This window comes from Arthrobacter sp. Rue61a (genome assembly GCF_000294695.2).
GTDB classification, from domain to species: domain Bacteria; phylum Actinomycetota; class Actinomycetes; order Actinomycetales; family Micrococcaceae; genus Arthrobacter; species Arthrobacter aurescens_A.
On record NC_018531.1, the window covers coordinates 2,877,365 to 2,891,237 of the forward strand.

Consider the following 13,873-nt stretch of genomic DNA (forward strand, 5'->3'; position numbering starts at 1 on the left):
CGTTACAACAACCTCCCCAACGTAAATGGTGCATATCCCCGGTGTTACGGATATGTTTCAGGCGTCGGACTTCACAGGAAATACCCGGTTTTCGACCACACGCACCCCAATAGCCCCAGACATCCCACCTGAAGGACCAGTACCGTATGACCGAGTCGCCCAGATCCGTCAAAGCTCCAAGGATCAGGCCGGAGAAGGCTCCCCTTCCGCGCGACATCAAGGTGATGTTGGCTGCGGCTTTCCTGATCGCGTTGGGCTTTGGTCTGGTGGCTCCTGTCCTGCCGCAGTTCGCCACAACGTTCGACGTCGGCGCCACGGCTGCAGCAGTGATTGTCAGCATCTTCGCCTTCATGAGGCTGGTCTTCGCCCCGGCAGGCGGCGCGTTGATCGGACGCTTTGGCGAACGGAATGTCTACGTCTCAGGCTTGCTGATCGTGGCGGTGTCCACGGCGGCTTGCGCCTTTGCCCAAGACTATTGGCAACTGCTGATCTTCCGCGGTCTGGGCGGGGCCGGCTCGGTGATGTTCACGGTTGCCGCCATGGGACTGCTCATCCGGCTCGCACCACCCGAACGGCGGGGACGTGTGTCCGGTGCTTACGCCTCAGCTTTCCTGATCGGAAGCGTCCTGGGGCCGGTAGTAGGCGGTTTGCTGGCGGGCTTTGGCCTCCGGGTGCCCTTCCTTGCCTACGCCGGAGCGTTGTTGGTGGCTGCCCTGGTGGTGCGCACCATGCTCAGCGGGGAAGGCAATGCGGCGGAGGACGCAGCACCTGCCCCGGCAATGACTTTGAAGGAAGCTCTGGCGGACTCCGCGTACCGTGCCGCCATTTTTTCGAGCTTCGGCAACGGCTGGGTGACGTTCGGCGTCCGCATGGCCACTATCCCGCTGTTCGCCGTTGCTGTCCTGCAGTCCGCGCCGGAGACCGCCGCTTGGGCCCTGGCTATCTTTGCCGTTGGCAACGCCTTGGCGCTGACCTTCAGCGGGCGGCTCGCGGACGCTTGGGGAAGAAAGCCCTTGCTGATCCCCGGTCTGGTCATCACAGGCGCGGCCACCGGGGTCATTGGCCTCACATCAGACCTGCCCGCATTCCTCATAGCTTCGGCTGTGGCAGGATTCGGCTCCGGTTTGCTGGGGCCGGCGCAACAGGCCGCCGTCGCCGATGTTATCGGCCGGGGACGTTCGGGAGGGAAGGTACTCGCCATCTTCCAGATGGCGGCTGACACAGGCGCGATCGTCGGTCCCATCGTGGCGGGACTCCTCGCTGACCGCCTTGGCTACGGCTGGGCGTTCGGCATCACAGGAGGCGTGCTCCTCCTTACCGCCGCGGCGTGGCTGCCGGCACGCGAACCGCTTAAACCGAAAAACTGACTGGCATTAGTGGTTGCTCTGAGGGCTCGGAACAACCGCTAATGCCAGTCAGTTGGGCAGGCAGCGCTAGTTAAGCAGTGCGTCCACGAAGCTTTCGGCATCGAACGGTGCGAGGTCGTCCGGGCCTTCGCCCAAGCCAATGAGTTTCACCGGGACCCCCAATGACTTCTGGATGGCCACAACAATGCCGCCCTTGGCGGTTCCGTCCAGCTTGGTCAGGACGATGCCCGTGATGTTGACTACCTCCGCGAAGACGCGCGCCTGGTTGAGGCCGTTCTGTCCGGTAGTGGCGTCCAGGACCAGCAGGACCTCATCCACTTCGGCCAGCTTTTCGATGACGCGCTTGACCTTTCCGAGCTCATCCATCAGGCCGGTCTTGTTCTGCAGGCGTCCGGCGGTGTCCACCATGACCACATCGACTTCCTGGTCAATGCCGGCCTTCACGGCCTCGTAGGCCACGGAAGCTGGGTCCGCGCCGTCGATATCGGATTTGACGGTGGGCACACCCACGCGCTGTCCCCACGTGGCCAACTGCTCGGCCGCTGCCGCACGGAACGTGTCAGCCGCCCCCAACAGCACGTCCTTGTCTTCAGCCACCAGCACACGTGCCAGCTTGCCTACGGTGGTGGTCTTGCCAACGCCGTTCACACCAACAACAAGGACGACGGCGGGACGGTCACCCTTGCGCTCGACGTTCAACGAACGGTCCATGCCGGGATCCACCAGCTTGATGAGCTCCTCACGGAGCATCGCCTTGACGTCCTCGGGGCTGCGGGTGCCCAGCACCTTCACGCGCTCCCGCAAAGCATCGACCAGCTGCATGGTGGGTTCGGTGCCAAGGTCGGCCAGCAGGAGGGTCTCTTCAACCTCGTCCCACACGTTCTCGTCGATCTTGTCGCCTGACAACAGTGCGAGGAGGCCCTTGCCCAGGATGTTGTTGGACTTGATCAACCTGGCACGGAGACGGGTCAGGCGACCCTCCACCGGCGCCGGTGTATCGATGGCGATGGTCTCGAGCCCGGCGGCGTCATCCGGGACGTCCGTGTCCTCGACGGTTCCGTCGAAGGTCGGGGCCGGGGCCTTTACCGCATCCGGGCGGTCCTCCACAAGGGTTCCGCCGCCTGCTGCCGATGACTGGACGGGATCATTCGCGTCACGTGTTCCGGGGTACTTTGCGCCGGTCTTCCGGGCTTTCATCAGTACCGGCGCGAGTCCGCCGACCACTACGAGCGCAGCGAGAATGGACAGAATTATGGGTAGGAAATCGTTCACTCCCCTACCTTCTCATAAAGCTATGCCCCGGCACCGAGCCTCTGGCTGATCACGGTGGAGACGCCGTCGCCCCGCATCGTGACTCCGTAAAGTGCGTCGGCCACTTCCATGGTTCGTTTCTGGTGGGTGATCACGATCAACTGGCTGGACTCCCGCAGTTCCTCAAAAATGGTGATGAGCCGGCCCAGGTTGGTATCGTCCAACGCCGCCTCCACTTCATCCATGACATAGAACGGCGAGGGACGGGCTTTGAAGATCGCCACCAATAGTGCCACTGCCGTGAGTGAGCGCTCCCCGCCGGAGAGCAGCGAAAGCCTCTTGATCTTCTTGCCAGCGGGCCTGGCCTCTACTTCTATTCCCGTGGTGAGCATGTCGTCAGGGTCAGTGAGTACCAACTTTCCTTCGCCGCCGGGAAAGAGCCGGGCAAAGACGTGGTCGAACTGCGCTGAAGTATCAGCAAAGGCTTCGGTGAACACCTGCTGGACACGGTTATCCACCTCTTTGATGATGTCCAGCAGGTCTTTGCGGCTGGATTTGAGGTCTTCAAGCTGCGAGCTCAGGAACTGGTGCCGTTCTTCCAGCGCGGCGAACTCTTCCAAGGCGAGGGGGTTCACTTTGCCCAGCGCCGCAAGTTCTCGTTCGGCCTTCTTCAGCCGTTTTTCCTGCTCTGCCCGGACGAACGGAACTCCCTCGATGATGGCCTCGCCGTTCTCATCAACCGGCGCCCGAAGCTCAGCCCACTTATCGGTGGTGGCTCCAGGTGGCAGTGGAACCGGTTGATCGGGACCGTAATCGGCAATGAGTTGTTCAGCGGAGAGGCCCAGTTCTTCGATGGACCGCGATTCCAGGGCCTCGATGCGGAGCCGCTGCTGTGTCCGGGCCATTTCATCCCGGTGCACCGAGTCAGTCAGTTCGGCAAGCTCCCGGGCCAGGGCATCGTTCCCGGAGCGGACCTCAGTGAGCTCCTTCTCCAGCTGCTCACGCTTTTGCTCGGCAAGGTCACGATCATATCCGGCCAGATCCACCGAAATATCGATGAACCGGAGGGTCTGCTCCACCGCTGACGCGACTGCCGCCGCACGATTCGCCTGGGCGCGTCGGCGTTGCGCCCGACGAGCGGCCTCTTCACGGGCACGGCGTTCAGTTGCTGCTGCCCGCTCAAGAGATGCCGCCCTGTTACTGATTGCTCCCAACTGCTCTTCCGAAGTCCGGAGCGCGAGGCGGGCCTCTGTTTCCAATGCCCGGGCGGTTCTGGCGTGGGCAGCCAGTTCATCCCGTTGATCCGTGGCCGGTTCCTCATCCGGAGCTTCCTGGGCCGCAGCAAGGCGCTCCGCCGCGACCTCGAGGTCCAGTTGAGCTTCAGCGATGTTGGCTTCAGCCTTGGCCATGGATGCAGCGAGCCTTTCGCTTTCGCCAACAGCACTGCGAAGAACCGAGTTAAGATGGCCCAAGCGCTCAGCGACCGCCGCCAGCCGGGCATCCGATTCGTGCAGCCGCTCCAAGGCGGCGTCGGCGCGGTCCTGCGCTTCGGCGCGGCGCGATTGAGCTCCGGCCAAGGCGAAGCGTCCACGTTCCAGACGGGCCGTGACCTCCTGGAGCCGGGCAACGGCGTCGTCCACTGCTGCCTGAACCTCAAGCAGTGACGGCGCGGTGGCCGATCCGCCTGTGATGGTCAGGGAGGTCAGAACGTCACCTTCACGGGTGACAGCCCTGAGGCCAGGGTGCTCCGCAATGAGGTCTGCCGCCGCCTCCACATCATCGACGACGGCGGTACGGGCCAAGAGTGCGAGCGCACCTTGAGCAGCGGGATCAGCGATTTTCACCACATCGGCTGCCCAGCGACTACCGGCGGGAAGCGCGGCGTTGGCACGTACGTCTTCCTCGGCGGGTGGACCGCCGGCAAGAAGCAGTGCTGCCCGGCCGGCGTCGTCATCCTTCAGTAAACGCAAGGCTGCTACAGCGCTGTCCGTATCGGCGACCACCAAGGCGTCCGAGGCACTCCCCAGGGCGGCAGCTATGGCGGCCTCATATCCCGGCTCGATAGTTATCAGCGCGGCCAATGAACCAAGAACGCCCTCAGCCGTCAGAAGACTTCCTGACCCGTCCTTGCGGTTGAGCCCCAGTTGAAGTGCATCACGCCGAGCCGTCAGGGCGTCCCGCTCACGGACAGCTTCCCGCTCGGAAGCTTTCAGTTCCTCGATCTCCGCCAGGACAGCATCCAGGACCTCGTTGGCATTCTCGTAGTCAGCGTCGAGGCTCTCTTCGCCGTCTTCAACGCCCGCCACCTGTGTTTCGAGGGCAGTGAACTCGCTTTGCGCCTTACGGCGCCGTTCGTCACCTGCACCGAGGGATTCCCTGAGGCGACCACGCTCGGCTTCGGCAGCTTCAGCCCGGGATCTGGCCGCTGCCACTTGGCCTGCCAATCTGGCCAGCCCTTCCCTGCGGTCGGCGGCTGCCCTTAGCATGGCCGTCAGGCGCTTGTCTTCCGCGGCTGCGAGTGCTTCGGCCGAGTCCTTCGCTACCGTGGCTTCCAGGAGCGCGGCTTGTTTGGCAAGAATGTCGTGTTCAAGGGCAGCTTGTTCCTCGCGGACCCGCGCGGCCTGGCGTTCGAGTTGCTCGGGATCGCGTCCAGTATCCGGGGGCGCCTCTGAGGAGCCAAGGAGTCGCCGGCGTTCTGTTGCCAGTGATCCGAGTGAGCGGAGTCGCTCCCTGTTTGCGGAGAGCTGGTACCAGTGATCGCGTGCGGCGTTGAGTCGCGGCGTGGCTTCGGCGGCCTGCTGCTCCAAAGCAGCTTGGCGTCGCCTCCCCGAACCCAACCCGGCCTCAACCACCTGGCGGCGTTCCTGGAGGGCCGCTTCGTCGGCAACATCCTTTTCAAGGGTGGTTGTCAGTTGAACGAGCTCGTCCGCCAAGAGTCGGGCGCGGGCGTCCCGAACGTCGAATTGCACTGTTTGGGCACGGCGGGCTATCTCTGCCTGCTTGCCCAAGGGAGTCAACTGCCGCCGTATTTCCGCCGTTAGGTCACCCAGGCGCGCGAGGTTGGCCTGCATGGCCTCCAGCTTGCGGACCGTCTTTTCCTTGCGGCGGCGGTGCTTAAGGATTCCTGCCGCCTCTTCGATGAAGCCGCGCCGGTCCTCGGGTGTCGCGTGGAGTACGCGGTCCAGCTGGCCTTGTCCCACGATGACGTGCATTTCGCGGCCGAGACCGGAATCGGAGAGGAGTTCCTGTATGTCCAGGAGCCGGCACGGTGCTCCGTTGATGGCGTACTCGGATCCACCCGTTCGGAAGAGAGTGCGGGAGATGGTGACTTCGCTGTACTCGATGGGGAGCGCGTTGTCTGCGTTGTCGATAGTCAAGGCGACATGGGCGCGGCCCAGAGGCGGCCTGCCTGAGGTGCCGGCGAAGATGACGTCTTCCATCTTGCCGCCGCGAAGGGTTTTTGCACCCTGCTCTCCCATGACCCAGGCCAAGGCATCCACCACATTGGATTTACCGGACCCGTTGGGACCGACGACAGCAGTGACGCCGGGCTCAAAGTCGAAGGTCGTGGCCGACGCAAACGACTTGAATCCGCGGACAGTCAAACTTTTCAGGTGCAAGGCGCTTCGGTTCTCCTGGGTGGCCCGGGTGTCTGTATCCACTAAATCTACTGCGGTTTGTGCGGAATCCGCGGATCTGACGGCGGAAGCCCTTGCGGGCGGCATTCCACACCCCTACACTCCTGCCAAGGGTTACTTGGCGGATTTGTTCCTGTAATCCGGCTTCGGCTTGAACTTCTGTTCGGTCACTGCCGGATACGGTCCCGATCTTCGGAACATTCATTCGCCTACCCTGCGTTTCATAACTGAAGATCTTGGTTTGACCCTGGCTGGGGAGCGGCAAGCAGGGCCCGCGCGTAAAACCGCGGACCCGTCTTAGCAATTGGCGTACCACTCCAGGAGTTCTGATGCCCGGTCGTTCAGCTACCCGATCACAGCGAGTCTTCAGGGGATTTCTTGTGCCCTTGGTGATTGGCATGACGGCGGCCCTGCTGCCCCTTAGCGCACCCGTAGCGGTAGCCGCTGGCCCATGTGATCCGGTAGTAAACGCCGTGGCCTGTGAGAACTCCAAGCCCGGAAGTCCTCCGTCCGAGTGGGACATCGAGGTTCCGGGCGACGACAGCATACAAGGCTTCTCGACCGAGATGAGCGTCAATGCCGGCCAGCCAATACGCTTCAAGGTGGATACTGACGCGTCAACTTACACCATCGGGATTTACCGTACGGGCTGGTATGGCGGCAACGGGGCCCGCAAGATCGCGAATGTAACTCCATCGGTTTTCCGGCAGAATCAGCCCCAGTGCCGAACGGACTTGGCCACCGAGCTATACGATTGCGGCAATTGGGCGGTGTCTGCAACCTGGCAGGTACCGGCTACGGCCGTCTCTGGCGTCTACGTGGCGCTGCTAACCAGACCCGACACTGGCGGCCAAAGTCACATAACGTTCGTTGTTCGGTCTGACTCGAGCCGCTCGGATGTTGTGTTCCAGACGTCTGATACGACGTGGCAGGCTTACAACACCTATGGCGGCTCCAATTTTTACCAAGGCGGCGAAAACGGCAGGGCCTACAAGATCAGCTACAACCGTCCAATGGCCAGCCGCGGTGCTAATGCCGGCAGAGATTTTTACTTTGCCAATGAATACCCGATGGTCCGGTTTCTGGAACAAAACGGTTACGACGTCAGCTACATCAGCGGCCTCGATACGGACCGCAGCGGTTCGTTACTGCTCAACCACAAAGTCTTCCTCTCTGTAGGCCACGATGAATATTGGTCTGGCGCCCAGAGGGCCAACGTCGCGGCGGCCCGCGATGCGGGTGTCAACCTGCAGTTCCTGTCCGGGAACGAGATGTATTGGAAGACCCGGTTCGAACCTTCCATCGTGGACGGCGCTGCCGGGCGCACACTGACTTCATATAAGGAGACCTGGTCCAACGGCAAGATCGACCCCAGCCCACAGTGGACAGGTACTTGGCGGGACCCTCGCTTCGCATCACAAGCCAACGGCGGCGGACTACCGGAGAACGGGCTGACCGGGACCCTTTACATGTCCAATTACTCCGATCTACCCGTGACGGTTAGCTCCGAGGAAGGAAAGACCCGGCTATGGCGTAATACCCCCCTGGCGTCATTACCCGCTGGCTCATCGGCAGCCTTGGCTCAACACACAGTCGGCTATGAGTCCAACGAAGACATCGACAACGGGTTCCGTCCGGCCGGCCTCATCCGGCTTTCCACAACGGTAGGGAGCGTACCCGAATACCTGCAGGATTACGGGAACACCGTCAAGCCCGGAACTACGACACATAATGTGACGCTTTATCGCGCTGCGAGCGGCGCCTTGGTCTTCTCAGCCGGCAGCGTGCAATGGACTTGGGGCCTGGACCAGGAACACGACGGCAACGGGGCGGCAGCGGACCCCAGGATGCGGCAAGCCCAGATCAATCTCTTTGCGGATATGGGCGTGCAGCCTGCGACGCGTGCGGCAGGTCTTGTGGCCGCAGCCCCGAGCAGCGATCGGACAGGGCCTACGGTTGCTGTTACCGCACCGGCCAACGGCGCCACAATCCCCCACGGCTCCAAGGTCACCGTCACTGGCACCGCGGCCGACAGCGGAGGCGTGGTAGCCGGCGTCGAGGTTTCCACGGACGGCGGCAACACATGGCACCCTGCCGTGGGAAAGCAGAACTGGACCTTCAGCTACATACAGCAGGGCCTGGCGACTGCCACCATCCAAGTCCGGGCAATTGACGATAGCGCCAACATTGGTACGCCCACCACTCGCAACCTCGTACTCGCCGGACCCTACAGCGTCTTTGGCCAGACGGTTCCCGCCATTCAGGACTCCGGCGACGGTGGAGCCTACGAAATGGGACTGCGCTTCACTCCCACTGTTGACGGCTTCATCACCGGCGTGCGCTTCTACAAGAGCGCGGCCAACACAGGAACACATACAGGCTCGCTCTGGAGCTCCTCCGGCGAGCGCCTGGCCACGGCCACCTTTACCAACGAGACTGCCAGCGGCTGGCAGACCACGCTGTTCAGCCAACCTGTGGCTGTCACGGCCGGACAGAAGTACACCGTCTCGTACTGGGCACCACGGGGGCACTATGCCATAAAGGACTTCCAGTGGGCGAGCTTCGGGTCTACTGCTGCTCCGCTAACCGTGGCTGGTGGCTTCGGAGCTGAACCAGCAGGCGTCTACAGCACGTCGCAGAGCTTCCCGACTGCCAGTTACAACGGGGGCAACTACTTCGCCGACGCCATCTTCAGCACCGTGGACAACTCCCCTTTGACGGTGTCCGGGCACTCTCCGATCCCGTCGTCGTCCAGCGTTGCGGTTGCCACGAAGGTCAGCGCGGTGTTCTCCAAGCCCGTTACCCCAGCAAGCGTACAGTTGACGTTGCGGTCGTCCGCTGGCCCTGTGGCCGGGACCACTGCTTACGATGCTGCGACCCGCCGCGCCACTTTCACTCCAAGCTCGCAGTTGGCGTTTAGTACGCAGTACACGGCGACGATCGCCGGTACTGACGCGGTCGGCGGACAAGTAGTATCCGGCGGCACTTGGACGTTCACCACAGCGGCCACCCTGCCTGTCCCCGGCTCCTGCCCCTGCAGCTTCTACGATGACAGCGTCACTCCGGGGATTGCCGAGATTCGCGATGGCGTTCCGCTGACGTTGGGCGTTCGGTTCTCGAGCGTTTCGGCAGGCGAGGTCACAGGCATCCGCTTCTACAAGTCGGCCGGGAACACCGGCACTCACACGGGCGCCCTTTACACGGCCAACGGCCAGCAATTGGCAACAGTGACCTTCGCCAACGAGAGCAGCTCCGGATGGCAGACCGCCATGTTCAGCCAGCCGGTCCAGATTACGGCCAACACGCAGTACATTGCCTCTTACAAGACACCTACAGGCACCTATTCCGCCACCGCAAACGGTTTCGGCCCGGGCATGAGTGTTGGGCCGCTTCGGGCAGATGCCGACGCCGGCGCGTACTCGTACAGCGGGGACTTTCCCAATTCGCGGTCGACCGCCAGCTACCTGGTTGACGTCATCGTCATGATTCCAGCGCCGCCATTCACGGTTGGCTCCCATTCACCCCTGCCTGGTTCCTCAAGTGTTCCGCTGGATAAGGCTGTGTCAGCCGTGTTGTCGGAGGCCGCGGTGCCGTCGAGCGTCACGCTGTCCTTGAAGAACAGCAACGGGGTTGCGGTAGCGGGCACCACCACGTACGACCAAGCAACACGGAAGGTTACTTTCGCTCCTTCTGCGTCCCTTGCGGCAGGTATGTCCTACACGGCCACCCTCACCGCCACGGCGGTGTCCGGGCAACCGATGTCCTCCGGTGGTTCGTGGACCTTCACTACCGTTCCCCCGCCACGGACCCCGGGAGTGTGCCCCTGCACCTTGTACCAGGACACGGTAGTACCTACCACCGCCGAAGTGGACGATGGCATGGCTTTGACATTGGGCGTACGGTTCGCCAGCGATACCGCCGGTCAGATCACCGCCATCCGTTTCTACAAGTCGGGTGGGAACACCGGGACGCATACCGGGTCCCTCTATACCGCAGCGGGGCAATTGTTGGCATCAGTGACATTTACCAACGAAACAACAAGCGGCTGGCAGACTGCGACCTTCAGTCAGCCAGTGTCCATCCAGGCTGACACAGAATACGTGGCCGCATACAAGTCTCCGAGTGGCAAATATTCCTACACCGACGGAGGGTTCGGCGCCGGCTTCACCAGCGGTCCGCTCCGCACAGCGCCAGACTCCGGAATGTATTCGTATACAAACAACTTCCCGAGTGACCGTTCGTTTGCAAGCTACTTGGTGGACCTCGTGTTTAGTGTCACGACTGCTCAGCTAACGGTCTCAGAACAGATTCCGGCACCGGGTGCTACCGGGATTCCTGTGGACGTCAAGCCGTCCATCACGTTCTCGTCCGCCATCAACCCCGGCGCTTCGTTCACGTTGACCGCGAACGGCGCGTCCGTCGCAGGGACGGCTGCATTTTCTGCCGATGCCCGGACCATCACCTTCACCCCAAGCGCGCCGCTCCCCAACAGCACAGCGATTTCGGCCACCGTGGCGAACGTCGTGTCCCAGCAAGGGCAGGCGTTCCCCACCACCACCTGGCAATTTACAACTGCGGCCCCGGCCGTCCAGCAATCCACGATTTTCGGGTCGCTGGTTCCACAGGTCGCCGCAAACTCTGACTTCCTGTCTGTGGAACTGGGTACCGCCTTCACGGTGTCCCAAGCCGGGAACGTGACGGGAATCCGCTTCTACAAGGGGGCCGGAAACACGGGAACTCACGTGGGCTCTCTGTGGAACGCGGCAGGCACCCGTCTGGCGCAAGTGACCTTCACCAATGAGACGGCGACAGGCTGGCAAACTGCCACCTTGGCCACACCAGTGGCATTGACGACGGGCCAAACCTACGTGGTGTCCTACCGGGCACCGAATGGCCGCTACTCGTCGACATCCGGGTTCTTCAACCAGACATGGACGAGCGGGGTATTCACTGCCGCTGGCCCGAACAATGGCCGCTACCGGTACGGCTCCGGCGGAGTCATGCCAACCAGCTCCTGGAATGCCACCAACTACTTTGTGGACGTGGTGTATTCCTCCGCAGCTCCGGCTCAGCAGCAGCTGGCCGCCCCATCTCCGTCGCCTACACCCACTCCGACAGTGACTCCGACACCAACGCCGACCGCAACTGCGACAGCGACGCCAACTCCGAGTCCGTCACCGAGCCCGACGCCCAGTCCCACACAAACAGGCGGGCTAGTATGCGGGCTGTTGCGGGTCTGCTGAAGGCTAGCTGAAAGGGACTGCTTCCGCTGGTGTCCGAACCCCTGAACTCCGGGCCGGGCGCCAGCGGATCCATGCAGTGGACCCCTGACCTCGAGCAGCTTCAGCGGACCACGCTGGGTGACCATGCGTGGGCGATGAACAGGCTCGGCTGCGAGTCGGGATCGGTTGCCAGCTTCCAGATGTTGCTGTCCCCGTCAATGGTTTCGTCCGCTAAACCGTAGAGAACGTTCTGGTTGTCGAGCCATTCGATCTGGTCATCGACACTGCGCTTCTCAGCGAGTACCGTTTCCCGTCCCGTAGCGAGCTCAAGCACAGCGACGTTCCAGTGGGCTGCCAACGCCCCGCCGTCGTTCTTCTTAAACGCGATCCGCGTGCCATCAGGCGAGATGGACGGACACTCAACGTTGTCGTGAATGGCAGTCAGGGTCTTGGCGGACAGGCTCCCCCGCACCAGCCAGATGCGCCCTGAGGAAGCGGCAGTAGCGTAGAAAACATCGCTCTGGCCAGGCGCGAAGGTCACACCCCAAATGTTCCTGTCGGTGGCAAGAAGCCTTTCGCCGTTCACCATCAAGGCGAAGTCCTCGAGGTTACCGGAGGTACCTTCCGGAAGGCTGATCTCGGTGGCGGTGGAAAAGCCTGCTGTGGCATAGGAGTGGCCGGAAACGAAAACGGTGGTGGCGATCATGGAACCGTCGGGGCTGATGCGGGTCCTGCTGGGTATTCCCGGGACCGGCCAGGCCCGTTGCTGCTCCCAGTTGCGGTCCAGCACAGCAGCCTCGAATGCCGTCACCAATCCCCGGTTTGTCTTCAGGCACACCACGTTCTCCGGCGTTCCGTAAACGCGATCGCACTCTTGTCCACTCACCGCCCGGGTGCCATCCGGGGAGTCCAACGGAACAGTGGCGGCGTTTCCGTAGCCTTTGCCTGATGCTGTGTTGCGAAAAAGAATGAAGGGTCCGGCCGGAAGCGGCTGGCTCGCCGTGACGCCCACGGACGAGGCCGCAGTGCGACTCTCCTCGAAACGCTGATATGCGCCCACCGCGTAGATACCTGCCGCCACCAGGACCAGTGCCGTGACGGCAAGGAGGGCACCCCACCGCAACTTACCTTCCGCGAGCCCGCCGCTCATGCCTCGTCACTTGCATCCTGAACCGGGGCAACCCGGGCGCCTCGCAGGATGAACGCGGCGGCCACCACAGCGCAGGCGAGCAACCCACCGGCCACCACCATGGCCGTTGGCGCACCGACTGCGTACCAGAGGACACCGAAACCTGCCGATGCCATCATCCGGCTGAGAGCCACCACTGTCTGCGCAGAGGCAATGCCCGTGGCGAGCTTTCCCGGAGGGGTTAGTTGGCTGGCCAAGGCGGCCAGAACGCCATCTGTGGCTGCGTAGAACGCTCCCAGGAGGACCAGGCAGCCTACAGTCGCCCAAAGCCCCCCGAAAGGTGCCGCCGCGAGGAGGTAGGTTGCCAGTAGCGCAATGTGTCCCGCTACGAACACCGGGATCTTTCCCACCCGGTCCGCCAGCCGTCCCAGCGGAATGGCGAAGGCGAGGAACACTACATTTGTGCCCACGAACAACAACGGAAACCACTGGACGGCGAAGGAATCCCGTGCCTGCAGCACCAGATAGATGAAGCCGTCACCAACGGTCACCAACCCCAACAGCCCCGCAGCAATCAGCAGCTTGCCCAGCCCTGGTTCCTTCAGGTGACTCCAGGAAAAAGCGAAAAGCCGGCGTCCTTCGCGTTCCTCCGTGCCCTTAAGGCCACGCGCCTTGATATCAGGCACCACCAAAGCAAGAACAGCAACACCGATCACGGCGAACGCCAGCGACACCACAAACACCGTGCTGAAACCGTTGGGAATCATCAACAACACGAAGAACGCGATCAACGGCCCGGCCGCGGCGCCGATGTTGTCCAGCATCCTGTGCACGCCGAAGGAACGAGCCAGATGTTCGGGCTGTGCTGAGACCGAAATGAGGGCGTCCCGCGGTGCCGTACGGATGCCCTTGCCGATCCTGTCACCGGTAACTATTGCCGCTATTGCCCAGAACCCGCCCGCGAAGAGAAAACCAATCCTGGCAATCATGGACAAGCCGTAGCCGGCCAAAGCTATCCGTTTGGGGTGGCCACTGCGGTCGGCAGCCCAGCCGGCCGCAATCCTGACGATCGCACTGGCGCCCTGGTTGATGCCGTCGATGAACCCAAAGGCAATGGTGGACAATCCCAGGAATCCGGTTACATACAAAGGGAGGATCGCGGTGACCGACTCCGAGGAGACATCGGTCACCATACTCACAATGCCCAACCACAAAATGACCGGAGACAAACGGAACGGCACTTCGCTCGATAGTGCCGTTCGTGTT

Annotated in this window: 6 protein-coding genes; 2 read left to right on the top strand and 4 right to left on the bottom strand. The window is 62.4% G+C overall.

Features of this window, described 5'->3' with window-relative positions:
• Positions 1 to 146 precede the first annotated feature (146 nt).
• A complete protein-coding gene (locus tag ARUE_RS13100) occupies positions 147 to 1,367 on the top strand; it encodes an MFS transporter (protein WP_014922088.1) in 1,221 nt (406 codons plus the stop codon).
• A gap of 66 nt (positions 1,368 to 1,433) precedes the next feature.
• Here the strand turns inward: ARUE_RS13100 and ftsY are convergent, their stop codons facing one another.
• Complete coding sequence (gene ftsY / locus ARUE_RS13105; protein WP_043470387.1) at positions 1,434 to 2,639, bottom strand: signal recognition particle-docking protein FtsY; 1,206 nt, start codon at positions 2,637 to 2,639, stop codon at positions 1,434 to 1,436.
• Positions 2,640 to 2,659: 20 nt separating this feature from the next.
• Entirely contained in the window at positions 2,660 to 6,238 is a 3,579-nt protein-coding gene (gene smc / locus ARUE_RS13110; protein WP_187329961.1) for a chromosome segregation protein SMC, read from the bottom strand.
• Between the two features lie 347 nt (positions 6,239 to 6,585).
• On the opposite strand from smc, the gene ARUE_RS13115 reads away from it, so the two are divergent.
• Complete coding sequence (locus ARUE_RS13115; RefSeq protein ID WP_014922091.1) at positions 6,586 to 11,499, top strand: DUF4082 domain-containing protein; 4,914 nt, start codon at positions 6,586 to 6,588, stop codon at positions 11,497 to 11,499.
• 100 nt (positions 11,500 to 11,599) lie between these two features.
• On the opposite strand, the gene ARUE_RS13120 is transcribed toward ARUE_RS13115, so the two are convergent.
• Entirely contained in the window at positions 11,600 to 12,628 is a 1,029-nt protein-coding gene (locus ARUE_RS13120; RefSeq protein ID WP_014922092.1) for a TolB family protein, read from the bottom strand.
• Complete coding sequence (locus ARUE_RS13125; RefSeq protein WP_014922093.1) at positions 12,625 to 13,848, bottom strand: MFS transporter; 1,224 nt, start codon at positions 13,846 to 13,848, stop codon at positions 12,625 to 12,627. Before ARUE_RS13125 ends, ARUE_RS13120 begins: the two co-directional genes overlap by 4 nt.
• Positions 13,849 to 13,873 lie beyond the last annotated feature (25 nt).

Excerpts from the sequence above, each read along its gene's own strand:
- ARUE_RS13115 (WP_014922091.1), top strand. The coding sequence starts at position 6,586 with ATGCCCGGTCGTTCAGCTACCCGATCACAGCGAGTCTTCAGGGGATTT.
- ARUE_RS13100 (WP_014922088.1), top strand. The coding sequence starts at position 147 with ATGACCGAGTCGCCCAGATCCGTCAAAGCTCCAAGGATCAGGCCGGAG.
- ARUE_RS13120 (WP_014922092.1), bottom strand. The coding sequence starts at position 12,628 with ATGAGCGGCGGGCTCGCGGAAGGTAAGTTGCGGTGGGGTGCCCTCCTT.